The following is a 22,862-nucleotide window of genomic DNA, read 5'->3' on the forward strand; positions in this document are numbered from 1 at the left end:
CCCATCCGGGACGCTGAATTTCCGACCCTGGTAGCGATCTGCGGGCCGCGGCATCAATATCTACATCGAGCATGCGGCACCCGAGCACACCGAGATCACGGCCGCCGCTGGACATCACATTGGCCGCACGGGGAGCCGGAACAAGCAGCCCTACCAGTAGTGCCGTCGACCGCCCACCGCATGCCCGACGGCACCCAGGATCCAAAGAACGATGCCGATCGCGACGAGCACGATACCGATGGTCCATAGGATCGATATGCTGGCCACCAGACCGATGACCAGCAGAATGACGCCGAGGACGATCATGGCGTCCTCCGTTCTCCCATGTCTTTTCAGTATGCGCCTCACACATACGCACGGCGATGCAGACCGTGCGAGGCGATCGTCCACCAGACCAGGGAAAAGGCCATGCCGCGAGGGCAAGCACATCCTGCGCTTCCGCCTGGCCGTCATCATCGCCGGTGCGCTCGGCACCATCGGCGCCGTGACGCAACCCATCAGCTTCCAACGGGACCCGCTCCAAGACGGTACTGACCGACGTCGGCCCAATGGAGATCACCGTGCCCAGGGACCGTGAAGGCGCGTTCGAGCCGAAGATCGTACGCCAGCGGCAGAAGCCTCTGCCGGGTGGTCAAGGCCCGCGGTCACTTCCTCAACGAAGGCCGCACTGAAGCGCGTCCACATGGAGATCATGTCCCTGGATCCCACCGGCAAGGGTCAAGCCCGCTGGACCATGCGTTGGAGAACTGCACTGAATGCCTTCGACATCACCTTCGACGGCCGTCTCTCAGTAGCCCGCCAGAAACCTCAACAACGTGAGCTACACCGCTCGTTTGGCTCTGGCTCACATCCGGTGGTGACGGAAAGTCACGGCGGCGACGAATAGGCCATCAATCATGAATCCGCAGGTCCGTGCACCACAGCGGTCGTTCTCCGGGGCCGACCGATCGGCCCGGCGTCTGTCCGTGAGAGTCCGGCGCGACAAGCTCAGCGCCCCCGATGCGCTGCCATCCGCTTCAAAGCATCGAGGTCAGAGCACCGGCCGCACTCTCTGCAAGGTAGAGATACCCAATACTCACGATCTGTCACCACCGGATGTGAGACAGAGCCGCTCGTTTGACAGACCCGCATGAGGGCCTTGTGCTGGTCGGTGGAGATGTCGCAATCCCTACCGAACCCAGAAGGTGCTCACTCGTTCAAGATCACCACGCCGTGCGATAACTGTCACCAACCTCCGTGTACAGGACACTTAGGTGACGCGGCGGGTGCGGTGGCGGACTTCCCGGAGTTGGACCTCCGACGGGAGGCGGTCCAGGCCTGCCGAGTCCCGTGCGTGTGCGAGCGTTTCCCGGCTCAGTTGCTCTAGAGCCCGCGCCGGTTCCGCGTGAGGCTTCAGCAACAGCCGTACTCGTGCGGCCGGAGCAGCAGGCCGACCCGTCAGCCGCACCTGAGCCCGCGAGATCCCGTCCAGGACTTGCGCCTCTTCCTCGATTGCGTCCTCCAGAGCGCGGCCGTTGAGTCGGGCCGCCGTGTCGTCTTCGCTCTCGATGAGGACCTGGCCCAGCCGGTGTCTGCGCAGTTGCGCCAGAAGCCACCACAGCAGCAGCGCGAGAAGCACGGCGAGCACCGCAATGACGGCCGGCCACCACCAGTCCTCTTCCCGCCACCGGGTGCGTCCCTCGGTGCCCAGCACCACATCGTCCGGCCCTCGGAAGGGCCACCAGCCCGGCACGTCGAACCCCCAGTGGCGCTGCAGATCCAGCCCACCCAGCAGCACGCCGCCACCCAGGGCGAACAGTGCAATGCCGAGCAGCGCCAGCAGCACCCGGTTCACTGCCTTGAGCATGGGACACCTCACCCCTTCTTCGGGCGCCGGACGCGCACGTCCAGCGTGGGCTGCTGGGCGAGACCCAAGTTCGTCACGGCTTCGCCCAACGCGGCGTTCAGGTCCGCGTGAACCTCGTTGAGATCGCGGAAATGTGCCTGTGCCCGGGCTTTGACCTTCCGACGGCCGACGTCGACCCGTGCCGATTGCACACCGGACACCCGTACGGCCCGGTCGCGCAGAAGCAGGGCGGCTGCGTGGCGGTCGAGCCCGGCGCGGACTTCCCCTGTTCTGGGGATTCTGGTGGGCTGCCGCATGGGTAGCAGTCTGCGCAGTCCCGGCGTCACCGCCAGCAGGAAAAGCCACAGGCCAAGGGCCATCGCTACGGCGGCTCCGACGGTCATCCAGATGTCATGCAGTGGTCGTGTGGCCAGTTCCTCGGCGAGACGCCGTCGCCAGCTCATCCCGGGCTGGTCTGCCCGCACCGAGACCACGTCGTACAGGAGCAGCCCAATGGCTGCGACGGACAGCAGCGCCACAATGGCTGCGGGGATCCGCCGTGCGGACCAGAAGCGGCGCGCCGACCGGCCCGATTTATGGACCGCTGCCGTCGCGCCCGTACCTGGGGGGTTGCCCGCGGACGAAGTTGGCTGTCCCGTACCGGAGGGAATGTCGCCATCGCCGGTCGGCTGCCGCCAGGTGTTCGCGCTCATCTCACTCTCTCCCGGTCTGTATGCCGCGAGTGCACCGAGTGCAGTCTCTCGACCGACACCGTGAGTCCGGACACGTCCATGCCGGCCCATGTCCTGAGCCGTTCGATGACCTCGCGGCGCACCGCAGCGCACTGAGTTCCGATGTCGGACGGATAGCCCAGCTCCATGGCGATGCGCATCCGTACTTCGCCAAGCATGGCCGGACGGCTATCGGCAGGATCGCTGTCCCGTCCTGTGTCGTTCCGCTCCGGTGCCCGCCGCACAGACGTCGTCACGTGTGGTGTGCGGCGGTCGGGCGGTACGTGGCTGGCCGACTCGGTGAACCGGCTCAGTGCCTCGCGGGCCACGTGGGAAGCGATCTTCGCAACGACTCGGTCGGAGACGGTGGTCGCACCCCGCTCCCCGCGAGGAAGGCCCGGACGACGATCGACGTCACTGGTCACTGCCGCCAGTCTCCCTGAGTCTGTGGCCGGTCATCGCGCATCCGCTGGTGGTCGTCACGGCGGCGGATGAAGTCACCCGGTTCGAGATCACCTTCCATCAAGCGCCCGGCGACAAGTCCGACGGCGCCCAGTACCAGCACGAGCAGGAAGGCCCAGAAGCCACCGAAGTATCCGGCGAAGCCCAGTGCCATTCCGGCAATCAAGCCGACCACAGCCTTGCTCATCACGCGCTCCTTCGCTCAAGCGGGCTGCTCCCCCTTGGCTACTGAACCCGCTGCCGCTGTTCCTCTTCGTCCTCCTCGTCGGGCAGCTTCACATCGCTGACCGCGATATCGACTTCCACGACTTCCAGGCCCGCCATCCGCTCCACTGCGGAGATCACGTTCTCGCGTACGTCACTGGCCACGTCCGTGATGGAGACGCCGTAGTCGACGACGATCTCCAGATCGATGGCCGCCTGCACCTCTCCCACCTCGACGCTGACCCCGCGCGTGACGGATTTGCCACTACCGGCGCCGGGCATCCGCTCCCGCATGGATCCCATCGAGCGGGCGAATCCACTGCCCAGGGCATGGACGCCGGGCACATCGCGTGCCGCCATTCCGGCGATCTTCTCTACCACCACGTCGGCGATGGTCGTCCGACCGCGAGAGCCGGGCGCACCGCCGTGCTTTCCGTCGGTGTTCTCAGTCATCGGGCTATTCCTCCCTGAAGGAGATCACCTAAGCACTCTTTGATCGGATTATATTCGTTTTAGTGGGTTTTATCAGAGGCGCGAACCGTGAGACGGGGTGGTCCAACGAGTGGTACGAAGTGCCCCTGTCCAGAGCCCCTGCGGAGTGGGGGCGCAGTGCGGGAGGGGGAGAACCGCGGCCATGGAAGAGGGTGAGAGGCCGGTGAAAACTGAGGCGTGGATGCAGGCAGTACGGCGCCAGCTCGGCCTGGGTCGGCTGCTCCCGCTCGGAGGGCCTGACGACGGGACGTGGATCACCGAGCAAGCGGCCGTCCGGGCCCTCGGGCGCACAGCCGCTGAGATTCCTGGCGTTTGGCTGGAGAGCCTGCGCATCGGACCGGTATCGCTCGGGCCCGTGTCCGAGCCGTCCGTCCGTCCGCCGGCCAGTGCGCTATCGCCTGGCCCGCTCAGGATCGAGGCCGCATTCACCGCATTCATGGGGCGGCCGCTGCCCCGGACCGCGGAGCAGTTGAGGGGCGCATTGCTCAACGTGGCCGCTGAACGGCTCGGCCTGTCCACCGTGGCAGTTGATCTGCGCGTCACGGACCTCTATGAAGGCATGGAGAGAGAAGTCAGGTCGCGGACCGCAGGGAACGCCACGGGGCCCCCGCCGGAGGCTGCAGCCGCGCGGAGCTCGCTCCCAACGACCGGAACAGGACCCATGCGGGGCCCCATTGGGGAGCTGGCCGACGTCGCGGCGGCTGTTCCGGGCGTGGCCCGCCTCACCGCCGTGCTGGGAAGCCGCCCGGTCAAAGTGGAGCGACATGACCATCCACCAGGCCGGCACATCGAGGTCCAGCTTGCGGTCGCCCCCGGGTACCATCCACTGGAAGTAGCCCGCGCCGTCCGGGCGGCGGTAGCGGACGCAGCCACCAGTGACACCTCGGGCCTGGTAACCGTCGCCGTCCTCATCGCAGAAACTGCGGCCTACTGAGGTTGGACTCGTGGTGTCGTAGGGGCTGATGGTTCTCGATCCGTGCGGTATCACCGTGACATACGAGATCCACAAGGGGGCGGGCTGACCGCTGAACGGCAGGAGTTCCGGGAGCGGTTACGGCTGGAGGCGGCCGAACGGTTCGGGCGGGGTGAGACGAACGCGGTGATCGCCACGGATCTACGGGGCAGCGTCCGGTCTGTTCAGCGATGGCGCTGGGTTTGGGTCGAGGCCGGCCCCCAGGCTCTGTGAGCAAGCGGTTGAAGAACGAGCGGTAGCGCTGGAGCGCAAGGCGCAGATCCTCGGTCGCCACCTCCTCACCGCGATGCCACTGGCCTTCGAGACCTTGCTTGTGCTCGGCGAAGGTCGTGGCCAGTGCCTGCATCGTCTCGGCGACCAGCTGGTCGGCCGCGTTGACGGCGTTCTTGGGGTCGTCGACGAATTCGCGACACCACGGCGAGGAACGGGTCGCGTGCCGGGTCCTGCGGATCCGGCGGAGCGAGGTATGCAGAGGGTCCCTGCTCGTATCCTTTGGCGAGCGCGGTCGTGAAGGCGGTGACGAACTCAGGCGTTGATGCGCCACAGACCGTCGTCCTCGCCCTCGGGTAGGAAGCCGAGCCGAGCCGTACCCGGAAGTCGGGGGCGGCCACGTAGACGTTGCCGATCATGTGGAATCAGAAATGTTAACGCTCAGGCTGTCGAGGAGGCGGAGGAGTTCTCGACATGCCCGTCTGGCCTAGGTGTATTGCCCTGTGAGGTGGTATGAGGTCAGGGACGAAAGCCACCGCGAAAGGTGACGAGGAGGTTGGTCCGATGCGCGAGAACGCGGAACAGCGCGGAGATGACGAGCGCCATGAGCGGCGTCCAGGGCTGCTGCGACGGTGGCGGGAAACTTTGGACGAGCACACCAACCCAACGCAGCGCTCCCTCCTTGCGACCTGGCTCTCCTTCGGGGCCACCTTCGGGGGCGCCCGCCTGATCACTCACGGCATCCGCAGCGGCCGACTGCCCTGGGGCAACGTCTCCACGTCGGGCGGGACCCACATGCACCATTACAACTTCGGTATCGCCACACTGGCCGGCGTCGGACTGGTCGCCGTACGGGGTGACGCACAATACGTCGGACATCCCGGCGTCGGGGCGGCCTACGGCGCCGGAACAGCGCTCATCGCCGACGAATTCGCCCTCCTCTTGGACCTGAAGGACGTCTACTGGGCCAAACAGGGCCGGATCAGCGTCGACATCTCGCTCAGTATCATCTCCGTCCTCGGCCTCTACCTCACCGCCGCCCCCTTCTGGCACGAACTGACCAAAGCCACCCGTCAGCATGCCCTGGAGCGCCACTCCTCGGCGTAGAGCCCCTGCGGGTCGGGTCGAGGGGCGCAATGGTCAGTGTTTGAAGGCGTCCTTGATCTTCGCCCCAGCCTGTTTGATGTTGCCTTTGACCTTGTCGCCGCGTCCTTCCGCTTGCAGACGCCGACTACCTGTTCCGCGGCCGGCAGCCTTTTTGGCGCCGCCTTTGACCGCTTCGGCTTTGTGCGCGATCTTCTTGGCGATACTCATGGTCGGCCGTCCTTTGTGAGTGATCTGCCAGTGCATCGGGAGGGTGGCCAGTCAGCGGTTTGGTCAGGTGCTGAGCAAGCGGTTGAAGAACGAGCGGTAGCGCTGGAGCGCAAGGCGCAGATCCTCGGTCGCCACCTCCTCACCGCGATGCCACTGGCCTTCGAGACCTCGCTTGTGCTCGGCGAAGGTCGTGGCCAGTGCCTGCATCGTCTCGGCGACCAGCTGGTCGGCCGCGTTGACGGCGTTCTTGGGGTCGTCGACGAATTCGCCCTGGATCTTCTGCCACCTGGCGCGGAATACCTCCTGCTCATTCCCGAGCAGGGGTTCGTTCTCCTTGGCCAGTTCTTCTTCGCGGCGTTCACTGACGGATGCCCGGCCGCCGCTTTCCTCCCGGCCCTCCCGGTCGGTGGTCGTGGCCTCCCCGGGGTACTCCGGTGGGGCGTCAGCCAAGCCCGGCGCCTCATCTCCGGGGTCCTGCCGGGCACCGGTCAGGTCCTCCGTGGACGGAACGCCCTCGTTCGGCTGGGGTGTGTCTTGGTTGCGCATCTCTTCACTTCCGTCCGTCACGTGTTGCGGCCGGGCGTCGACTGGGCCGACTCGTCATTCTCAAGTCACTGGCTGCGGGCTCACTCCTGGCTCTCGCGTGGCCGGTCGCCGTTGTGGAGCAGTTCGTCGAACAGCTCGCGGTAGTGCACCATCGCGCCGCGCAGCTCCTCCGTGGTCGCCTGATGGCGGCTGCTGCGGTCGTTGACCTCGTGGGCGGCGCGGTAGTGCTCCAGCGTGCGCCCGTGTTGGACCGACAGGTCCTTCAGCTGCTGCTCGTACCCCTTGGTCGGGTACCCGCGTTCGCTCATGAGCGTGGTTACGAGCCGGTCCGCCTGGTGGACCGCGTCGTCGGGCCGGTCGACGAACGTCTCCTGCACCCGGGTCCAGTCCTGGGTGTAGCGGTCGCGGACAGGTGCGGGTAGTGGCTTGATGTCCAGCGCGTCGTGGCGTTCCTCGCGCTCGCGCAGCTCACGCTCGCCCGCCCGGCGACCGTGCTTGGCTTCCACGGCCCGCTCGTACTCCGGGCCGAATTGCTCCCGCAGCTTCCGGCGGCGCATGGTAACCATCCACGCTGCCACCGTGCACAAGAGAAGCACCAGCACGACGGCAATGATGATCACGACAATAGGGGACATTGGGTCCTCCGCTCGTTAGCCGAGTGAGCCCCCGTGCAATGCGGCCGCCGCCCCTGCCCACGCCTCAAAGAGGGCGGTTCACCCGCCCACGCTGTACAGCGGGGCGCGGTTGCGTCTACCAGTAATGCCGTCGTCCGCCGACCGCGTGGCCCAGGTGTCCCAGCAGGAACAGGATGGCCCCGATCACGATCAGGATGATCCCGACAGTCCACAGGATGGTGATCTTGGCCAAGAACGCCACAATCAGCAGAACGACTCCGATGACGATCACGGTTTCCTCCGATCACGCATGAACCCCAGCGCTAATCGTCCTCTCTGCCTGCCTCACTGACAAATTGATCAGCAAGGTCAGCCAGGGCCCGCCGTACCGCAGGCCGGACGCGTGCTCACCTGCGCGGCCGCAGTTCCCCCGGCTCCACCACGACGCCCTGGCGCCACCGGGTCCCACGACGAGCGCGCCCTTCCCGGGGGAGTGGCACGGACGTGGACCGGAAGACTGCCCGCACCGGCGATGTCGACCCTACTGAATGCGAGGGTGACCCCGGCTGGACTGCTTGTGCAGGGTTGGAAGCTGCCGGACCCGACGACTACGCGTCCCGCCCTGGCGCCTGGTGAAAGGCGACGTCGGCCCAGGCGCCCAGAGCGGGGCGGGGCGGCATATCGAGTGTGACGGCGATGATGCGGCCTTGGGCCAACCGTGACAGCTGAGGGCGAGCGGTGCAGTGTCGACGCGCCCTGCTGTCGGCTGAACGAGCCACCTCTCACGAGCAGGCGCTGAGCCTGATCGCCGAGGACGCCGCCGTGGCCTGCCAGATGTGCCGCCCCGACACCGCCGTCGGCATGCTGTGGCTAGTGGACCGTCGCACGCTGGTTTCATGCGCTCCGCACCGATAGTCGTGCACCAGCCGTCCCCGTCCGGAGGCCGCCGGGTTACCGCTTACGGCCACGTCCTCGGCCTCGCCCACGATGATCACGACCTGATTGAGTTCCTCCGCCGTGCCGGTCTCCCGGACCCGGAGACTCTGATCGACGATTCCCAGATGGTGGAGTGGCGGGGCAGCCGTGCCCACCAATGGGACGCGGCCTGACCTTCGCCCCCTCAGAAACCGAGGAGTCTGCCGGTGTGCGCCTTCCAGCCTTTCGGTGGTCCAGCTCCCGGGCCGCTCGCTGAGCCTCGTCGATCAAATACGGTCGGGAGTGCTGCCTGACGGGTCGACACCTGAGGCTCTCCGATTGAGTGGCGCGGATGCGCATCATCCCGCGTCAGTAGTCGCCTGAGTCCATGTCCGTCCGCAACTGGTGCACCGTACGGCGGGGGCTGCCCCGGCACCTACGTGGAGGTCGAGGGGCCGTCGCAGATTGGGCAGAGCTCAGCGAGGCGTACCTGCCCGTCGCCGATGTCGAGGGCTCGCTCGATCGCGCGGGCGGACACTGCGACGACGTCGATCTGGCGCTGCTCCTCGTCGGTGAGGGGGCGGCATGGGCCACGGATTCCTTGGGCGGGGGCGAGGAGCCAGAGCGCGGAGAGCGGCGCGGTGCGCTGGCCGGTGTACCGCCAGCGACGCGGGTTTCTGGACTGGCGGAGCGCCAACTGGTTGCGGCGGGTGTCGTCGGCGGCCTTACGGCGGGCGCGCAGATCTGTCGGCCAGGAGCGGCGCGGCGGAGCGGGGGTGATCGGAGCGTGTTGGACGCCGGCCGCGGTCCGGTCGGCGAGGCCGCCGCACGCTCGCGCGGGGCAGGCGCCCCGCCAGCTGGACGCGCTGGTCCTCGCCGACCTGACCGGCACCAGTGAGAAAAGACCCCGACCTCGACGCCGAGACAGTGGACGGCGACGCCTCGGAAGAGGACGAAGACAGTGTGGAGTCGATGCTCTCCGGCATCAAGTCCCATCGGGGCAACGCCAGCCTCAACTCGCTGATGGACGAGCTGGGGGCAGGTCCTCGCCCGCCGGGCAACGCCGCCCGGCGTTGGCTGCCGTCGTCCGACCCGAGCTGCTGACCGGCGCCGGGGATCCCTACCCCGGCCTCACGCTGGAGCATCTGGGGAGCCCTCCTGCTCCCCAAGCCCCTGCAACAGCGTCCGAACCCGCCGCACGCCGACCACGGTCATCCGTGACGCGAAGAATACTCACAAGGGCGCTGCGGCCCGGGGAGATCGAGCACGCGGTACGCACGCAGAACGGCGATGACGTCAGCGAGGTCGCCGTGGGGCGCCTGGAGGCCGAGGGCCAACTGGTCAATCGTGCTCAAACCCTCGCAGCCGAGCGCCACCCCGTGCGGATGTCACGGCGATCGAGGAGCTCCTGGCCTCCCTCATCACCGGTCCTGGCAACGGCCCCTGAACCGGTAGGGCCAGCACCGCCGCGCATGCAGTCTTGCGGTTCCCGTTCGTGCCACTCCCGCGCGAAGGGCGCGCTCGACGTGGTACCTGGCGGGCCGGGGCGAGGCGGAGACAGGGGAACTGCGGCTGTCCATGTGAGCACCGTCCGGCCTGCGGTACGGCGTGCCCTTGCTTGACCCTGGTCAATTGTTGTAGCTGAGGCCGGTGGAGAGGACAATTGAGAAGAGGCAGGACTTATGCGTGATCGGAGGAAACCGTGATCGTCATCGGAGTCGTTCTGCTGCTTGTGGCGTTCTTGGCCGAGATCACCATTCTGTGGACGGTCGGGATCATTCTGATCGTGATCGGAGCGATCCTGTTCCTGCCGGGCCGCCTGGGCCATGCGGTCGGCGGACGACGGCATTACTGGTAGAAGCAGCAGTACCCCGCTGTGTACCGACCCTTTTGAGGCGAACGGCAGGAGCGCGAGTCGCGGGCAACAGCCTGCGGCTAGATGCAAGCAACTTGCTTGGTACGCCCAGTTTCGGACCTGTGCGCGGGGGCCGCCGCCATGCACGGGGCTCACTCGGCTCGCGAGCGGAGGACCCAATGTCCGCTATTGTCCTCATCGTTGCCGTCGTGATGGTGCTTCTCTTGCGCACGGTGGCAGCGTGGATGGTCACGATGCGCCGCCGGAAGCTGCGGGAGCGATTCGGCCCGGAGCAGCCCGGAGCACGAGCGGGTCGTGGAGGCCAAGGACGGCCGCCGGGCGGGCGAGCGTGAGCTGCGCGAGTGCGAGGCATGCCACGACGCGCTGGACATCAAGCCACTGCCCCGCAGCGGTCCGGGACCGCTACACCCAGGACTGGACCCGGGTGCAGGAGAAGTTCGTCGACCGGCCCGACGACGCGGCTTGCTCATACGACCGCTGACTGGCCTGTGGGGCTCGAAAAGTCGTCGCTGCAGGTCACGCGGCGTATCGATACTCGTTGATGATGCCGCCGAGGACCCTGGTGCGGAGCAGGCTTCGGTCGTCGAGGTCGTGCACGATTGCGGGCTGTTCGGTCGCGCTGGGCGGTAGCTGTTGCCGGGATTGGTGCGGCCGGTGTCCGTTGTAGTGGTCCTGGTAGTCAGTCAGGACCTTCCTGGCGTGGCTCTCGCCCCGGATCAGGACGTGGTCGAGGGCCTCGCGGCGGATGGTGCCGATCACGCGTTCGCAATGCGCGTTCATGCGCGGTGCCCGGGGCGCGCTGAGCAGCACCTCCGTGTCCTCGGCGGTGAAGACGGCATCGAAGGCGTCGGTGTACCTGGCTGTCGCGGTCGCGTAGCAGGAACCGGGGCCCGGCGCCCCGCTCGCCGAGGTCGGCAGCGATGTTCCGGGCCTGTTGTACCGCCCACTGCGCGGTGGGTGCGCGGTCACGCCGGTGATGTGCAGTCTCCGGGTGCCGTGCTCGATGAACGCCATCGCGTACAGGCGCTTGCCCCAGGCCGTGTCGATAGGGAAGAAGTCCGCGGCAAGGATCCCCTGAGCCCGCGCCGTGAGGAAGTCGCGCCAGGTGGGGCCGGAGCGGCGCGGGGCCGGGTCGATGCCTGCTGCGTGCAGGATCTCCCAGACCGTGGAGGCCGCGATGGGGTGCCGGGTCGGGCCAGTTCGCCCTGGATGCGGCGGTGGCCCCAGCGGGGATTTTCATCGGCCAGGCGCAGCACGAGACTCTTGAGTGCGGCCGTCGTCGGCGGCCGTCCGGTGCGGGAGCCGCGGGCGGAGTAGTCCCACTTCCTGGCGATCAGTTTGCGGTGCCAGGCCGGCAAAGTGCCGGGGGTGACGGGGAAGACGGCGGTCCAGCGGTCACGCGGTATCAGCGAGCTGAGGGCGGCGAGCCAGAATCGGTCGGCCGGCTCATAGCGCACCCTGCCCTTCACATGCCTGCGCAGGATGGCATTCTCGTGCCGCAGCACCAGCAGTTCGGCATCCTTGGCGGTGTCTCGGCGCAGTAGGACCGCGGGGACGGACAACAGCGCGCGGGCGGTGCGGTAGAGCAGGGACGCGATCACCAGGGCAGCATGACAAGTCCTTACCGACGCCCCTGGAGGCGGGTGCTGACCAGCCGCGATGACTTTACGAGCCCCCACAAGCAGTCCCCCCGCCCCGCGCTGATCCCTGCGCTTCAGCGAAGCGAACACCTCGGCCACGAACTCGCCACACACCGGCCGAGCGGACGCCCTTCTTCAGGATTCAGGTGTCGTCGATGGTCAGCACCGCTCCGCAGTCTCCGATCTGCCTCATCAATTGGCGCAACTGCACACGCGTGGTCTGCGCGCTGACCGCTATCGCGTGGTCGCCCTCACTGACCGGCACACCCCCCCCCAACAGCGGTGGTCAGCGCAGGAAGGGACGGTGTTGTGGCGGATGTCCCGTCCGTCGGCGTGCGGAATATAGGCCAAGAGTGCCGGTTAGCCAAACCGGTGATGGTGACGACCATGGGACTTGCTCGCGTTCGGCAGTCTGCGGCCGCCCTGCTGCGGACCCAGCGCTGGAATGCGGCGATGTCCATGCCTGCGTGGGCGGTTCCACGCCCTCAAGGAGAGTGAAGTCGTGTCTGTTCCGATCAAGAAGCTTCCCCCTAATGCGAAGGGGCAGATCCGGTACCGGTTTGTGGTCGATGTGGGAACTCACTCCTCGACTGGGAAGCGGCAGCAGGTGACCCGCACCTTCGGCACGCTGAGGGAAGCGAAGGCCGAGTATGCGCGCATCACGAACCGTCGCTACGAGACGGCGTCCGTGCCGTTCGAAGCGCGGACGCTGGACGAGTGGCTCGATCAGTGGCTCGCAAAGAAGGCGGAGGACCTGGAGGTGAGCACCGTCTACAGCTACACCATGACCCTGGGCCGGCTTCGGGGAAGACTCGGGCACATCCGGCTTCAGGAACTCACTGAGGATGACGTCGAGGCATGGATGAAGTGGGCGCTGCGGGAGGGACGGGTTCGAGGTGGCAAGGCGGGCACCGGTCTCGGGGTGGCCTCGGTCGAGATGTCGCTGGCGCGGCTGAGAGAGGCGCTCGACCGGGCGGTGACGCGGCGCCTCGTCGAGGTGAACGTCGCCCGGGAGGTGACGATCCCCCGGAACCTTCGGAAAGCGGAACGGCGGACGAAAGCGATGCTCCCGCCCTGGAACCTCGCGGAGGTACGCGCCTTCGTGTGCGCGGTCAAGGACGACCGACTGTGCGCCGCTTTCCTTCTGTCCCTGATGGGACTGCGGCCGGCGGAGATCTGCGGGATGCGCTGGGCCGACGTCGATCTGGGAAGGGCCACCCTGGCTGTCACCCGGACCCGGACGCTGATGGGCAACCGGTTCGTGGTCGAAAAGGATGCGAAGTCGCTTGCTGGTGAGCGGCAGCTTCCCCTGCCCGATCTGGTGGGGGAGGCCCTCGCCGGCTTCAAGGCCACGCAGATCGCCGAGAAGCTCGCGGCGGGGGAGAGGTACGAGGACAACGGGTACGTGCTCGTAGATCGACTCGGCAGGGCACTCAACGGGCGGCAGCTGCGTGAGCGGGCGTACCAGGTCATGGCCGAGAACGCGCTGCGCCGGGTCCGTTTGTACGACGCCCGCGCGAGCTGTTTCACCTATCTGGCGAACAACGGGGTGCCGGACCATCTGCTTGCCCGCTGGGCAGGGCACACCGACGTCCGGACGACGAAGCGTTGGTATGTGAAGCCGGATGTGGAGGATCTACGGCCGGCCGCGGATACGTGGGGAGAACTGGCGAGGGCCCCCGCCCCCGCTCACGAAGAGAATGTGAGATGTGGGAGCGTGAAGGGGTGAGTGAGAAGAACGTCGAAACCCTGCAATACCGCTTTGACGGGCCGGAAGAGGCCCCGGTCCTCGTCATGGGGACCTTCCTCGGTGCTACATGGCACATGTGGGACCGGCAGATACCGGAGCTCACCCAGCACTGGCGGGTCCTGCGTTTTGACCTTCCCGGCCACGGCGGCGCCCCCGCCCACCCGGCTTCCGCCGTCACCGAACTCGCCGACCGGCTGCTGGCCACTCTCGACGGGCTCGGGGTCCAGCGCTTCGGGTACGCAGGCTGCTCCCTCGGCGGCGCGATCGGCGCCGACCTCGCGCTGCGCCACCCGCACCGGGTCGCTTCGCTCGCCCTGATCGCCGCCTCGCCCCGGTTCGGCAGCGCCGACGAATTCCGCCAGCGCGGCGTGGTCGTCCGCACCAACGGGCTGGAACCGATGGCCCGCAGCGCGCCGGAGCGCTGGTTCACCCCGGGCTTCGCCGCCGCGCAGCCCGCCATCGTCGAGTGGGCCGTCCAGATGGTCCGCACCACCGACCCCGGCTGCTACATCGCCGCCTGCGAAGCCCTCGCCGCCTTCGACATCCGCGGCGACCTCGGCCGCATCACCGTCCCGACCCTCGTCCTGGTCGGCGCCGAGGACCGGGTCACCGGGCCCGGCGACGCCCGCACCCTGGTCGCGGGCATACCGGACGCCCGGCTGGCCCTCGTCCCCGGCGCCTCCCACTTCGCCCCGGTCGAGCAGCCCGGAGCCGTCACCGATCTGCTCCTCACCCACTTCTCCATGGCCTGGCAGGACACCCTCGCCGCCATCCCCGCCCCGCCGTTCACTCCGCAACTCTCCACCCCCGTGCTGCCCGTCGCCGAGATCACCGCCGCCGCGCGGCCGGAGACCGGCACCACCGGACGCGCAGACCGGTACGAGCCCGGCATGAAGGTGCGCCGCGAGGTGCTCGGTGACGCCCATGTGGACCGCACCCTGGCCGCCTCCGACGACTTCACCGGCGACTTCCAGGAGCTCGTCACGCGCTACACCTGGGGCGAGGTGTGGACCCGGGAGGGCCTGGACCGCCGCACCCGCAGCTGCGTCACGCTCACCGCGCTGGTCGCCGCCGGCCGTCTGGAGAGCCTGGCCGCGCACGTCACGGCCGCACTGCGCAACGGCCTCACCCCGGCCGAGATCAAGGAGGTGCTGATGCAGACCGCCGTGTACTGCGGCGTGCCGGCCGCGAGCGCCGCGTTCTCGATCGCCCAGACCGTGATTCAGGAAGAAACGACGCTCCGCCCGTAGCAGGATGGGCCCATGAACGCTGCGAACCCCATGCACCTGACACTGACCAAGAAGACGCACTCCTGCATCCGTCTGGAGAAGGACGGGCGGACACTCGTCATCGACCCGGGCGCCTTCTCGGAGCAGGACGCCGCCGTCGGCGCCGACGCGATCCTGGTGACGCACGAGCACCCCGACCACTTCGACGAGGGGCGGCTGCGCGCCGGCCTGGAGGCCAACCCGGCCGCCGAGATCTGGACCCTGCGCAGCGTCGCCGACCGGCTGTCCGCGGCCTTCCCCGGCCGCGTCCACACCGTCGGGCACGGCGACACCTTCTCCGCGGCGGGCTTCGACGTACAGGTGCACGGCGAACTGCACGCGGTGATCCACCCGGACATCCCGCGGATCACCAACATCGGCTTCCTGGTGGACGGTTCGCTCTTCCACCCGGGCGACGCGCTCACCGTCCCCGACCGGCCGGTCGACACCCTGATGCTTCCGGTGATGGCCCCCTGGAACAAGATCTCCGAGGTCATCGACTACGTACGCGAGGTCAAGCCGCGCCGCGCCATCGACATCCACGACGCGCTCCTCACCGACCTGGCCCGCCCGATCTACGACAACCAGATCGGCAGTCTCGGCGGCACCGACCACGGCCGTCTGGCCCCGGGGGACTCGACCGGCCTGTGACCCCGGCCGGTCCGGCGGCTGTCAGTGGCAGCGGCTAGGTTTACGTACATGCGCATCGCCACCTGGAACGTCAATTCGATCACCGCCCGGCTCCCGAGACTGCTGGCCTGGCTGGAGAGCTCCGGCACGGATGTGCTGTGCATCCAGGAGACCAAGTGCGCCGCCGAACAGTTCCCGGCGGACGCGCTCCGCGAGCTCGGCTACGAGTCCGCGGTCCACGCCACGGGCCGGTGGAACGGGGTCGCGCTGGTCTCCCGGGCCGGCCTGTCCGACGTCGTCGAGGGCCTGCCCGGCGGCCCCGAGTACGAGGGCGCGCAGGAGCCCCGGGCGATCTCCGCGACCTGCGGTCCGGTCCGCGTCTGGTCGGTGTACGTGCCCAACGGGCGCGAGATCGAGCACCCGCACTACGCGTACAAGCTGCGCTGGTTCGAGGCCCTGCAGAAGGCCGTCGCGGCGGACGCCGCGGGCCCGCGGCCGTTCGCGGTCCTGGGCGACTTCAACGTGGCGCCGACCGATGAGGACGTCTGGGATCCGGCGCTCTTCGAGGGCGCCACCCATGTCACCCCCGCCGAGCGCGCGGCCCTCGCCGCACTGCGCCGGGAGGGGCTGTCCGACGTCATGCCGCGCCCGCTCAAGTACGACCGCCCGTACACCTTCTGGGACTACCGGGAGCTGCGCTTCCCGAAGAACAAGGGCATGCGGATCGACCTCGTCTACGGTAACGCGCCCTTCGCCGCGGCGGTCACGGACAGCTACGTGGACCGCGAGGAGCGCAAGGGCAAGGGTGCGTCCGACCATGCCCCGGTGGTCGTGGATCTCGACGTCTGACGCCTCGGGCGAGCCGTCGTTGTCAGTGGTCGCCGATACCGTGGTCGATGTCCTTATCCCGCTTGCTGGCTGCTTGCTGTGACCAGGACAGCCCCGCCCGTTCAGCGCCGGGCGGGGCTTCATCCACTCTGCTCCCGGACCGCGGGAACGCGGTCCGGGCTCCGCCGGCCGGCGGCCCGGCGCATGCCCAGCGACGCCCAGGCGGTGCCCAGCGCCAGAACCATCAGCAGCACACTCACCCACAGTGGTGAGCGGAAGCCGAATCCCGCACCGATCGCGAGTCCGCCGAACCAGGGGCCGAGCGCGCCGCCCACATTGAACGCGGATGTGGCGAACGAGCCGGACAGGGTCGGCGCGTCGGCCGCCAGCCGGAACACCCACGAGATCAGCGCCGTCCCGGTGCCGAACGCGAGCATCCCCTGGACCGCGACGAGCGCGACCGTCGCGAACGGGTTCCCCGCGCTCAGCGCGAGCCCGGTCCAGCCGACGGTGAGCGCGACCAGACCGGCCGCGGTGAATGCGCGGGGCCGTGCGTCGACGACCCGGCCGGCGACGGTGACCCCGACGAACGAGCCCAGGCCGAACAGTGCGAGCAGAACGGGCACCCAGCCGGCATCGAGTCCGGTGACCCGGGTGGCGAGCGGTTCGACGTAGGAGAACGCACAGAAGGTCGCGCCCTGCACGAGGGCGCTCGTCAGCAGCGTGAGCAGCAGTCGCGGACGGGCCAGGGCCCGCAGCTCGACGCGGGCGCGCGCCGGGGCGGCCTTCGGCCGGGTCCCCGGAATCGTCCTGGCGATCACGACGACGGCCGGTACGGAGACCAGCGCCACGGCCCAGAACGCCGACCGCCACCCCCACTGCCCACCCAGCGCCGCACCGGCGGGCACTCCGGCCACGCAGGCGATGGTGACGCCCCCGACGACCACGGACGTGGCGCGTGCCCGGGCCTCGGGCCCCACCATGGAGACCGCGGTCACCAGGGCCACGGCCCAGAAACCGGCATTCGCCAGCGCCCCGGCGACCCGCGTCGCCAGGAGCACCCCGTAGCCGGGGGTGAGTGCGCCGACGACATGGACGGCGCTGAAGACACAGAGGAAGAACAACAGGGCGCGGCGGCGCGGCCAGTTACGGCTGAAGAGCGCCATCAGCGGCGCCCCGACGACCATCCCGATCGCGAAGGCCGAGGTCAGCAGCCCGGCGGCCGGAATCGATACGTGGAGGTCGGCGGCGATGTCCGTGACCAGACCGGACAGCATGAACTCGGATGTGCCCTGGGCGAAGACGGCGAGCCCGAGTGCGTACACGGCAAAAGGCATGAAGGAACCCCATGGACGGCGTTGGATGGACCATGCAGGGGGTGTGGGCCGCGCCCGCCCGTCAGGAGGGGCGGCAACACGGCGAAACGTCCGGGGTGTTCATGGACGGGACTCGACAACTCGGCAGGCGCCGGGCCGGAGAATCTGCACGCCGGCGCATACGGGGAATGCGCAGCCCACACCTAGGTGATCCTGCGGCGGCAGCCGGGCGGAAGCGGTTCCTTCACCGGTACACGACCGGGCGGGATCGACGCGACAGCGGATCAGCCACCGGCGGACCGGTGGCTAGTCTCTGTCGGACTCGGGGCTGGACACGATCGCGAAGCTATCAGCCCGGCCGCCCTCGCCTCCACCCCTTTTCCGCCGGAGCGGTGGCGGCAGCCGGAACATCCGGACCGGGCCGCGTCCGGTTCAGCACTCGAACGACAGACCGCGCGCCCTGTGGTGCGTAACACGCCCGGGATGCGACCCTGAGTGGTATGAACATCCCTTTCACGTTCCACTTGAACGCATGAGATGAGGTCTGACCTGCAAATACCCGGTCTGCCAGACCAGAAGTGGGAGTTAAGTGGGAGTTAGCTCCATACGGCATCTCCCATGCGGTCCTGCACCGACTCCCACCGCTCCTGCAGCGTCTTCATGATGGCACGCTCCATCGGAACCGTCACGCTTGAGTACACGCCCTCAACTCCCGGCACCTCGTGACCCATGCGCGACTCCACTGCGAAACGGCTGTGCCCATCCTCATCCAGCCACGCCTTCGCTCCGTGCCGGATCAGGTACAGGCGCTTTCCCTGGAACGCAGACACCTCCGGCAGGGCCAGGCGCTCACCAGGCCGACGCGGCCCCTCGTCCTCCGTCGCTCCGTCGGCGATCGGGCGCCAGTACTTGTGGTCGAAGTTCGCCGAGCGCAAGTTGCCCCCACCGATCGACGGGAACACCCACCGGGAGTCGTGCTCCTTCAGGAGCCGCTCCAGCATCTCGTCGAGGAACGGCGGCACCACCAGGGTCCTGAAGGACTCGTACTTCGGCGGGAAGAACTGCAACCCGCCGCCCTCGTACTGGACTTGGCGCTCCACCCGGATCGCTGGCATCAGGTCCTCGCCCTTGCCGTACCGGCCCATGTCCTCGGCATAGCGCTCCGCCTCGTCGGGGTCAGCCCTCAGATCCGACCCGGGCCAAGTCGGGTAGCAGTACTCCCGGGTGAGGCCGTACAGCTCGGCCGGCCGCATGCCCGGCGTCAGGAGATGACGGCTGGCGGCGGCCCCGAGTGGACGGTTGACGTTGCCTGGGCCCCAGGGCGGTCCGGGTTCGTACTGCCGATTCGGTACGGCCGCAGGTCGGAACGGTGACCTCGAACCCCGAGCCTGTCTTCGACATGCCGGGCTGCATCTCCAGCTACACGCTCACCGAGTCTTACGAAGAAGGCAAAGGGGCCACGCAAGTGCGCGCGTATGGCGATGGTGAGGGCGCGTCGCGCCTGAAGTCGGGCCTGATGACCGCAAACGATCTGATCGCGGCCGGATACTGCCTGTGGGAGCACCGCTACACACCCGCCGACGGCCTGACCGACCCGGGACAGCTGACCGCGCACGCCCGCGAGGACCTGGCCACGATGCGCACCGGGGCAACCGTCTGGACCGTGGACGCCGTCGCATCCCAGGCCCCCCGCCTCGGCCGTGATTTCGGGCTCGGTGACAGCGTCCGCGTCGCCCGCTCGCCCCGGCACCCACAGGGCGCCTCCACCGCAGCCCGCTGCTGGGCCTGGCAACTCGACCTGGACGCAGACACGGTCTCGCCAATCTTTCTGGAGGACGACTGATGCCTCGCCACCTCGACCAGCTGCCGCCGGACATGACCACCATCTCGCGGAAGATCGCCGCGCTGCAGCGTGAGCTCCGGGCAGCGAAGAGGGCCGCGTACACCACGGTCACGAACGGGAAGACGACCTACGCCAGTGAGGGCGGCTGGGACATCGTGATGGATCCCGGCAACGACTTGCCCATCGTCTACTTCAGGGACCCGAACGGCGCCGAAATGGCCGCCCTGAATGCGACAGGCAGCCCTGGCCGTCCCGGATTCAACCTGTCCAGCGGCCCGTTCGGCGACAATGGCGCAGTCGACTGGCGGTGGGTCACCTTCGCCGGGCAGACCGAAGACGGCGCGAACAACAACTGTGTCACGGCCCGCCTCCAGACGTCGGACGTGAACCGTCGGATCGGCGGGTGGCTCTATCTGGACCCGGCATCGGTCCAGTTGGGGCTGGTCAACACCGACACCGGTGTGAACCAGATCTTCCAGATCGCCGACTCGATGAACGCGCCTGCGTCACCAGCGCGCCGCTCCTGTGGAGAAGAAGGTCACCGCCGCATCGGTAGCCGCGTACCTCGCGTCGACCGGGCTCCTCGCGGCCCTCGCTGCGGTCCAGGACGATGCCCGTCTCGTCGGCTGGCTCCCGGACGGTGCGGCGCCGTTCGTCCTCGCCCTCATCCCGACCGCGACCACGTTCGTGTCCGGGTGGGCAACCAAGCACAGCCCGCGCCGCCCGACCAGCGCCTGACGTAAGTGGAGTAGCACGTATCCGATGACCCGACTCTCGGCGAGGTGAACCGGCGGGTCGAGGTTGGGTTCGCCGACGTCAAAGAGGACCTCCAGAATCTCGCTGCTCGCCTCGACAGCCGCGTCTCCATGGAGAGATACCAACTGGAGCAGGCCGCCCGCGACAAGGAGATCAAGGACATCCTTGAGCGGATCCGGGCGATCGAAGAAGCCCGGCGTGAAGAGTAGCGTCAGCGGGAAGCTGACCAGCGGGCCGCTATCGCCCACCGTGCGGCGGATCGCCGACTCATCCTGACCGGCCTCATCGTGCCCGTGCTCCTGGTCCTGCTGCAGGTGTACCTGTCGACGAGGGGGGCTGGTTCGTGAGTACCCACGCGTCGCCCGGAAAGGCCCGGCGCCGCACTGATATCTGGTTCGCCGTGGGCGTGCTGCTGGCGGTGTTCATCCTGGGCTGGGTCGTGGTGACGATGCAGCAGATGGGCCACGACCTCCGCACCGCGAACGAGACGCGCGACGCCCTGGCTCAGCAGGTCGAGCGGCTGGGGGAGTCCCCGGTGGCCGGCCCGCCCGGCAGCCGCGGCCAGCCCGGGGCCTCCGTCGTCGGTCCACCCGGGCCACAGGGCGACCAAGGCGCTCCTGGCCCGATCGGTCCCACTGGCCCTGTGGGCCCGAGTGGCAGCCCCGGAGCGGACGGGAAGGACGGCGCTGCTGGCGTCGGCACACCAGGCCCCACGGGGGCCCCGGGTACGGACGGGCAATCTGTCGTAGGTCCGGCTGGCCCGAAGGGCGACACCGGTCCCGCCGGTCCACCGGGCACCGACGGCAAGAACGGCACGGACGGGCGCGACGGCAAGAACGGGCAGGTCTGCCCGGACGGCTACAGTCTCCAGGTGCCGCCGGATGATCCGGATGCCCTGGTATGCCGCCGTACTGGCGCCGCCAATTCGACGCCGGACCAGTCCCGCAGCCTTCTCGGCCTCGGTGCCCTGGCGGCAACCTCGATTTACAGGAGACTTGATGGCTGACATTCCGCCGCGGCAGGTGCAGCGGCGCATCGACGACAGCGCCGCCGACATGGGGACGCTCGTCGACCTCGGACTCGTCGAGGAGCAGCCGGTGCCGCAGTACGCCGGGCTGTTCATCGAGCCCGACATCCCGCCGGCCGTCGACGAACCCGAGTGACAGATGTCCCCGCTGCCCTTCTGGGCGGCGGGGACATCTTGGCGTCTGGGACGCGAGATGCCGTTGACTGGCTCACTGGATCGGCGGGTTGTCCATCTCCCGGGCTAGAACCCACACCTGGTCTCCACGTCGGCACGTTATGCGCAATCGAATAGGAATCCCGTCGTAGCGCCCCTGCCATCCCTCGGCGACCATGCCTTCCATCCAGTGGCCCGGCCTTGTGCGTTCTACAGCGAAAGGGCGGCCCCGCCCCATCTCGCGTGGCACGGGTGCCACGCGACGCCCCAACTGGTCGGCTCCATCGATGCCTGGCGCGAATCGAAACGGACCCCAAACGTGAGCATCGACGTCTGCCTGGGTAAGGCTTGGGGTCGGGTTTAACACTCGATGATCCATGTCGTCGTCGATGATCTCTAGTGCCACCGAGGTGAGGTCTCCCAAGCTGTCTGGCCCGGCGAGGTGCACTGTGATGCTTCCTCGATCACCGAACCGTCCTGTGAGGGACAGCCTGATGTCAGGTGTGAGGTCTTCGTGGCGCCGGTCGCGCTCAATAGCGGTGAGCATGCGAGCGGTCGATGAGGAGCGTTGTGCAGCCCACCATGCGCCGCCAGCGGCAATGGCGCTGAGAGCTGCTGCCGTAGTGCTGATCGTGTCGGTCCAGTCGAGAGCCATGCGACGGGAGCGTAGCCGGAGGGACAGACAACCACTCGATGGTTAGCGAAGGCCCGTCAAGGACGGATGAACAGCAGGTTCCAGCACCGCTCGAGCCCGGATCCTTCGAGCGTCCGGCTGTGGAGCTTCCAGCCGAGCGCCTCCACGCGTCCGATGGCTGCTGCCACGTCGGCGTCCCGATTGCGCGGGGAGGGCGACGGGTGGAACCGGTTCGTGAACGCGGCGTCTCCCCGCTCCCACGCTTCTGCCGCGGCCTCGTCGATGCCCTTGATGGCTATCTTCTTCAACAGCTTCCTCAACATGGCGACACCGTAAGGGTGCATGGCGGCCACGGGGTTTAGTGGCAAGCTCAGCACCGAGGAGCGGCCCACACTCATGGCCGCAGTCGAGTACGTGCGCGAAGGCGACATGCTCTGCGTGCAGGAAGTCGACCGCCTTGGTCGCACCCTCCTCGAGGGGCTGATCGTCCTCAACGACCTCTTCGAGCGAGGCATCGCCGTCAAGGTGCTCGAAGGCATCGCCGCCGGCGAGCACACAGAACGCTCCCTCATCCTCGACTTGGCCCTGGCCCTGGCTGAGGACCGCCGCCGAGACATCGTGAGGAAGACGAAGAATGGCCTCGAGGCCGCCCGCAAGCGTGGACGCGTTGGCGGGCGCAAGCCCGTCATGACCGAAGCGCTGACCGTCCAAGCGGCCGCCCTCCGGGGCCGCGGCTTCACGATTCGGCAGATTCAGCCGCATTTGCGGATCGCCGAGGGTGCGAACAAGGGGAAGAACCCCAGCATCGGGGCCATCTCCCAGGCGCTACAGGCCCACGACGCCGAGCAGTGACTA

The 22,862-nt window shown here is 68.1% G+C and carries 31 protein-coding genes and 5 pseudogenes; 18 read left to right on the forward strand and 18 right to left on the reverse strand.

Annotated elements, in window-relative coordinates:
* Nucleotides 1-150: 150 nt before the first annotated feature.
* Complete coding sequence (locus OG306_RS32565) at nucleotides 151-306, reverse strand: DUF6131 family protein (RefSeq protein ID WP_327349227.1); 156 nt, start codon at nucleotides 304-306, stop codon at nucleotides 151-153.
* A gap of 191 nt (nucleotides 307-497) precedes the next feature.
* Between OG306_RS32565 and OG306_RS32570 the strand changes: the two are divergent.
* Both OG306_RS32570 and OG306_RS32575 read left to right on the forward strand, forming a co-directional pair.
* Nucleotides 498-629 (forward strand): annotated as a pseudogene (locus tag OG306_RS32570) (transposase); the annotation flags it as partial.
* Nucleotides 625-799, forward strand: a pseudogene (locus tag OG306_RS32575) (IS256 family transposase); the annotation flags it as partial. The pseudogenes OG306_RS32570 and OG306_RS32575, both read left to right, overlap by 5 nt.
* A 450-nt stretch (nucleotides 800-1,249) precedes the next feature.
* Here the strand turns inward: OG306_RS32575 and amaP are convergent.
* The 5 genes from amaP to OG306_RS32600 all read right to left on the reverse strand — a co-directional run bounded on the left by amaP (nucleotide 1,250) and on the right by OG306_RS32600 (nucleotide 3,675).
* On the reverse strand, nucleotides 1,250-1,846 hold the full coding sequence (gene amaP, locus OG306_RS32580) for an alkaline shock response membrane anchor protein AmaP (protein WP_266749789.1): 597 nt from the start codon (nucleotides 1,844-1,846) through the stop codon (nucleotides 1,250-1,252).
* Nucleotides 1,847-1,854: 8 nt separating this feature from the next.
* Nucleotides 1,855-2,538: a DUF6286 domain-containing protein gene (locus tag OG306_RS32585; RefSeq protein WP_266904931.1), complete on the reverse strand. Its 684-nt coding sequence runs from the start codon at nucleotides 2,536-2,538 to the stop codon at nucleotides 1,855-1,857.
* Nucleotides 2,535-2,735 carry a hypothetical protein gene (locus OG306_RS32590; RefSeq protein WP_323183988.1) on the reverse strand — a complete coding sequence of 67 codons (201 nt, stop codon included), beginning with the start codon at nucleotides 2,733-2,735 and terminating at the stop codon, nucleotides 2,535-2,537. Before OG306_RS32590 ends, OG306_RS32585 begins: the two co-directional genes overlap by 4 nt.
* 242 nt (nucleotides 2,736-2,977) lie before the next feature.
* Nucleotides 2,978-3,205 (reverse strand): hypothetical protein, encoded by a 228-nt coding sequence (locus OG306_RS32595; RefSeq protein WP_327349226.1) that lies wholly within the window; start codon nucleotides 3,203-3,205, stop codon nucleotides 2,978-2,980.
* 38 nt (nucleotides 3,206-3,243) lie between these two features.
* Nucleotides 3,244-3,675, reverse strand: coding sequence for an Asp23/Gls24 family envelope stress response protein (locus OG306_RS32600; protein WP_266749795.1), 432 nt, complete (start codon nucleotides 3,673-3,675; stop codon nucleotides 3,244-3,246).
* 181 nt (nucleotides 3,676-3,856) lie between these two features.
* On the opposite strand from OG306_RS32600, the gene OG306_RS32605 reads away from it, so the two are divergent.
* Together OG306_RS32605 and OG306_RS40965 are read left to right on the forward strand one after the other, a co-directional pair.
* Nucleotides 3,857-4,648 (forward strand): hypothetical protein, encoded by a 792-nt coding sequence (locus tag OG306_RS32605; protein ID WP_266749796.1) that lies wholly within the window; start codon nucleotides 3,857-3,859, stop codon nucleotides 4,646-4,648.
* Nucleotides 4,649-4,708: 60 nt separating this feature from the next.
* Nucleotides 4,709-4,897, forward strand: a pseudogene (locus OG306_RS40965) (helix-turn-helix domain-containing protein); the annotation flags it as partial.
* A 185-nt stretch (nucleotides 4,898-5,082) separates the two neighbouring features.
* On the opposite strand, the pseudogene OG306_RS32610 reads toward OG306_RS40965, so the two are convergent.
* Nucleotides 5,083-5,313 (reverse strand): annotated as a pseudogene (locus OG306_RS32610) (DUF317 domain-containing protein); the annotation flags it as partial.
* Between the two features lie 148 nt (nucleotides 5,314-5,461).
* Here OG306_RS32610 and OG306_RS32615 point away from each other — a divergent pair.
* Nucleotides 5,462-6,004, forward strand: a complete 543-nt coding sequence (locus OG306_RS32615) for a hypothetical protein (protein ID WP_266749797.1) — start codon at nucleotides 5,462-5,464, stop codon at nucleotides 6,002-6,004.
* A 33-nt stretch (nucleotides 6,005-6,037) separates the two neighbouring features.
* Here the strand turns inward: OG306_RS32615 and OG306_RS32620 are convergent, their stop codons facing one another.
* From OG306_RS32620 to OG306_RS32635, 4 genes are all read right to left on the reverse strand, one after another.
* Entirely contained in the window at nucleotides 6,038-6,211 is a 174-nt protein-coding gene (locus OG306_RS32620) for a CsbD family protein (RefSeq protein ID WP_266749799.1), read from the reverse strand.
* A 63-nt stretch (nucleotides 6,212-6,274) separates the two neighbouring features.
* Complete coding sequence (locus tag OG306_RS32625) at nucleotides 6,275-6,757, reverse strand: hypothetical protein (protein WP_266749801.1); 483 nt, start codon at nucleotides 6,755-6,757, stop codon at nucleotides 6,275-6,277.
* Between the two features lie 80 nt (nucleotides 6,758-6,837).
* Nucleotides 6,838-7,323: a hypothetical protein gene (locus tag OG306_RS32630; RefSeq protein WP_371665953.1), complete on the reverse strand. Its 486-nt coding sequence runs from the start codon at nucleotides 7,321-7,323 to the stop codon at nucleotides 6,838-6,840.
* A 184-nt stretch (nucleotides 7,324-7,507) separates the two neighbouring features.
* Nucleotides 7,508-7,663, reverse strand: a complete 156-nt coding sequence (locus OG306_RS32635; RefSeq protein ID WP_266749804.1) for a DUF6131 family protein — start codon at nucleotides 7,661-7,663, stop codon at nucleotides 7,508-7,510.
* A gap of 604 nt (nucleotides 7,664-8,267) precedes the next feature.
* Between OG306_RS32635 and OG306_RS32640 the strand changes: the two genes are divergently transcribed.
* A complete protein-coding gene (locus tag OG306_RS32640; protein ID WP_266749806.1) occupies nucleotides 8,268-8,480 on the forward strand; it encodes a hypothetical protein in 213 nt (70 codons plus the stop codon).
* A gap of 242 nt (nucleotides 8,481-8,722) precedes the next feature.
* On the opposite strand, the gene OG306_RS32645 is transcribed toward OG306_RS32640, so the two are convergent.
* Complete coding sequence (locus tag OG306_RS32645) at nucleotides 8,723-9,178, reverse strand: hypothetical protein (RefSeq protein WP_266749807.1); 456 nt, start codon at nucleotides 9,176-9,178, stop codon at nucleotides 8,723-8,725.
* Nucleotides 9,179-9,180: 2 nt separating this feature from the next.
* Between OG306_RS32645 and OG306_RS32650 the strand changes: the two genes are divergently transcribed.
* Together OG306_RS32650 and OG306_RS32655 are read left to right on the forward strand one after the other, a co-directional pair.
* Nucleotides 9,181-9,390 (forward strand): hypothetical protein, encoded by a 210-nt coding sequence (locus OG306_RS32650; RefSeq protein ID WP_266749808.1) that lies wholly within the window; start codon nucleotides 9,181-9,183, stop codon nucleotides 9,388-9,390.
* A gap of 598 nt (nucleotides 9,391-9,988) precedes the next feature.
* A complete protein-coding gene (locus OG306_RS32655; protein WP_266749810.1) occupies nucleotides 9,989-10,144 on the forward strand; it encodes a DUF6131 family protein in 156 nt (51 codons plus the stop codon).
* A gap of 534 nt (nucleotides 10,145-10,678) precedes the next feature.
* Here OG306_RS32655 and OG306_RS32660 read toward each other — a convergent pair.
* Nucleotides 10,679-11,763: pseudogene (locus OG306_RS32660) on the reverse strand (integrase core domain-containing protein).
* Nucleotides 11,764-11,944: 181 nt separating this feature from the next.
* On the reverse strand, nucleotides 11,945-12,067 hold the full coding sequence (locus tag OG306_RS32665) for a hypothetical protein (RefSeq protein WP_266904929.1): 123 nt from the start codon (nucleotides 12,065-12,067) through the stop codon (nucleotides 11,945-11,947).
* 237 nt (nucleotides 12,068-12,304) lie between these two features.
* On the opposite strand from OG306_RS32665, the gene OG306_RS32670 reads away from it, so the two are divergent.
* Genes OG306_RS32670 through OG306_RS32685 form a run of 4 tightly spaced genes read left to right on the forward strand, consistent with a single transcriptional unit; the run spans nucleotide 12,305 to nucleotide 16,299 of the window.
* Nucleotides 12,305-13,531, forward strand: a complete 1,227-nt coding sequence (locus OG306_RS32670) for a tyrosine-type recombinase/integrase (RefSeq protein ID WP_266749811.1) — start codon at nucleotides 12,305-12,307, stop codon at nucleotides 13,529-13,531.
* Nucleotides 13,510-14,802, forward strand: a complete 1,293-nt coding sequence (pcaC, locus tag OG306_RS32675; RefSeq protein WP_266749812.1) for a 4-carboxymuconolactone decarboxylase — start codon at nucleotides 13,510-13,512, stop codon at nucleotides 14,800-14,802. Before OG306_RS32670 ends, pcaC begins: the two co-directional genes overlap by 22 nt.
* Before the next feature lie 12 nt (nucleotides 14,803-14,814).
* Nucleotides 14,815-15,471: an MBL fold metallo-hydrolase gene (locus OG306_RS32680; RefSeq protein WP_266749813.1), complete on the forward strand. Its 657-nt coding sequence runs from the start codon at nucleotides 14,815-14,817 to the stop codon at nucleotides 15,469-15,471.
* Between the two features lie 48 nt (nucleotides 15,472-15,519).
* Nucleotides 15,520-16,299, forward strand: coding sequence for an exodeoxyribonuclease III (locus OG306_RS32685; protein ID WP_266749815.1), 780 nt, complete (start codon nucleotides 15,520-15,522; stop codon nucleotides 16,297-16,299).
* A gap of 119 nt (nucleotides 16,300-16,418) precedes the next feature.
* Here the strand turns inward: OG306_RS32685 and OG306_RS32690 are convergent, their stop codons facing one another.
* Both OG306_RS32690 and OG306_RS32695 read right to left on the reverse strand, forming a co-directional pair.
* Nucleotides 16,419-17,615, reverse strand: coding sequence for a Cmx/CmrA family chloramphenicol efflux MFS transporter (locus OG306_RS32690; protein WP_266749817.1), 1,197 nt, complete (start codon nucleotides 17,613-17,615; stop codon nucleotides 16,419-16,421).
* A 575-nt stretch (nucleotides 17,616-18,190) separates the two neighbouring features.
* A complete protein-coding gene (locus OG306_RS32695) occupies nucleotides 18,191-18,847 on the reverse strand; it encodes a hypothetical protein (protein WP_266904923.1) in 657 nt (218 codons plus the stop codon).
* Between the two features lie 263 nt (nucleotides 18,848-19,110).
* Here OG306_RS32695 and OG306_RS32700 point away from each other — a divergent pair, with 263 nt between their 5' ends.
* From OG306_RS32700 to OG306_RS32720, 5 genes are all read left to right on the forward strand, one after another.
* Nucleotides 19,111-19,437: a hypothetical protein gene (locus OG306_RS32700; RefSeq protein WP_266749821.1), complete on the forward strand. Its 327-nt coding sequence runs from the start codon at nucleotides 19,111-19,113 to the stop codon at nucleotides 19,435-19,437.
* The gene (locus tag OG306_RS32705) at nucleotides 19,437-20,180 is read left to right on the forward strand and encodes a hypothetical protein (protein WP_266749822.1); all 744 of its coding nucleotides are present in this window, start codon (nucleotides 19,437-19,439) and stop codon (nucleotides 20,178-20,180) included. The genes OG306_RS32700 and OG306_RS32705 overlap by 1 nt, the downstream gene beginning before the upstream one ends.
* Nucleotides 20,181-20,219: 39 nt before the next feature.
* Complete coding sequence (locus OG306_RS32710; protein WP_266749823.1) at nucleotides 20,220-20,402, forward strand: hypothetical protein; 183 nt, start codon at nucleotides 20,220-20,222, stop codon at nucleotides 20,400-20,402.
* A gap of 134 nt (nucleotides 20,403-20,536) precedes the next feature.
* Nucleotides 20,537-21,199 carry a collagen-like protein gene (locus tag OG306_RS32715; protein WP_266749825.1) on the forward strand — a complete coding sequence of 221 codons (663 nt, stop codon included), beginning with the start codon at nucleotides 20,537-20,539 and terminating at the stop codon, nucleotides 21,197-21,199.
* Entirely contained in the window at nucleotides 21,192-21,356 is a 165-nt protein-coding gene (locus tag OG306_RS32720) for a hypothetical protein (protein WP_266749826.1), read from the forward strand. The genes OG306_RS32715 and OG306_RS32720 overlap by 8 nt, the downstream gene beginning before the upstream one ends.
* Before the next feature lie 72 nt (nucleotides 21,357-21,428).
* On the opposite strand, the gene OG306_RS32725 is transcribed toward OG306_RS32720, so the two are convergent.
* Nucleotides 21,429-22,028 (reverse strand): hypothetical protein, encoded by a 600-nt coding sequence (locus tag OG306_RS32725; RefSeq protein WP_266749827.1) that lies wholly within the window; start codon nucleotides 22,026-22,028, stop codon nucleotides 21,429-21,431.
* A 56-nt stretch (nucleotides 22,029-22,084) separates the two neighbouring features.
* Nucleotides 22,085-22,330 (reverse strand): hypothetical protein, encoded by a 246-nt coding sequence (locus tag OG306_RS32730; RefSeq protein ID WP_266749829.1) that lies wholly within the window; start codon nucleotides 22,328-22,330, stop codon nucleotides 22,085-22,087.
* 19 nt (nucleotides 22,331-22,349) lie between these two features.
* On the opposite strand from OG306_RS32730, the gene OG306_RS32735 reads away from it, so the two are divergent.
* On the forward strand, nucleotides 22,350-22,859 hold the full coding sequence (locus tag OG306_RS32735; RefSeq protein WP_266749831.1) for a recombinase family protein: 510 nt from the start codon (nucleotides 22,350-22,352) through the stop codon (nucleotides 22,857-22,859).
* Nucleotides 22,860-22,862 lie beyond the last annotated feature (3 nt).

The organism is Streptomyces sp. NBC_01241 (assembly GCF_041435435.1).
GTDB lineage: Bacteria > Actinomycetota > Actinomycetes > Streptomycetales > Streptomycetaceae > Streptomyces.